1 protein-coding gene and 1 pseudogene are annotated in these 939 nt (G+C 33.2%); both read right to left on the bottom strand.

Going from position 1 to position 939, the window contains the following annotated elements; genetic code table 11:
* Positions 1-111 precede the first annotated feature (111 nt).
* Positions 112-192: pseudogene (locus tag HRG09_RS28170) on the bottom strand (IS6 family transposase); the annotation flags it as partial.
* A gap of 278 nt (positions 193-470) precedes the next feature.
* Positions 471-698, bottom strand: coding sequence for a S8 family serine peptidase (locus tag HRG09_RS29460; RefSeq protein ID WP_309232416.1), 228 nt, complete (start codon positions 696-698; stop codon positions 471-473).
* Positions 699-939 lie beyond the last annotated feature (241 nt).

Below are 939 nucleotides of genomic sequence, written 5' to 3'. Positions count from 1 at the left end.
GAACCCATCTTAAGTCGAAAGATTCACAAAAAACGTCATCCTTTCTAATCTAGCTAAAAGAATAACGTTTTTTGTACTTGGGGGGTAATGAAATTTCTTAAGTTGATGGGCATGCCGTAGGTACCATCTTACCGTTAATAAGATAATATCAGGTTGATAGTGCTTCCATTTGAACAAATTTTCCTTTTTCATACCGATCACACACCTTTTTTAGAGTAATAGTATCAGTATGTCCAAGATTTAGAGATTATTTGCAATTTCCCTGAAGTTTTTGCACCAAAACCGATTTTTGCATAATTTCACCTTTCCATACAAATGAAAGTCAAATACAGCACCTTTCATGTGAATCATGTTAGTTAATTGAAGTTTTTGCACCAAAACCTCAAATTCTCGTAGTGTATAGAAGTTCAAAAATATTAATGTGCTCTAAGATTAATATGAAAATATTTTAGATTTCAATGGATTATGTTCTATTTGCTTACAGCATTATATACATCTAGCATTCCATTCCCATATAGATTTTTATTTTCTTTGGTTTTGTCTATACCATAATTATACAGGAAATTTATAGCCTTATTAGGTTTTTTTTTCATATTATATTTGTCAATAATTAGGGCTATCGTCCCAGATACTTTTGGGGCGGCCATAGAAGTTCCTGAAAGTAATGCATGTTCTCCGTTTGGATAGGTACTTAATATGGTTCTGTTGCAAAGTTTTGTTAAGGTTAAGTGGTGCCAACAAAAAGTTGTACATTTTATGCGATTGTTAGTAGCTCCTGTAATTCATTGTATGTCGAAAAACCGAAGTCTGAGCCTGAACTGCACCCCAATTGTTGGACACTAACTAACAATTGGAGGTGTTTTTTTATGACCAAATTTACTGTGGAGGAAAAAATAGCTGCTGTTCAATCCTATTTAGAAGGAGTTGTAGGCTATGAGA

This window comes from Bacillus sp. Xin1 (assembly GCF_013314535.1).
In the GTDB taxonomy this organism is placed as follows: domain Bacteria; phylum Bacillota; class Bacilli; order Bacillales; family Bacillaceae_G; genus Bacillus_A.
This window is presented reverse-complemented; position numbering and strand designations above follow the sequence as displayed.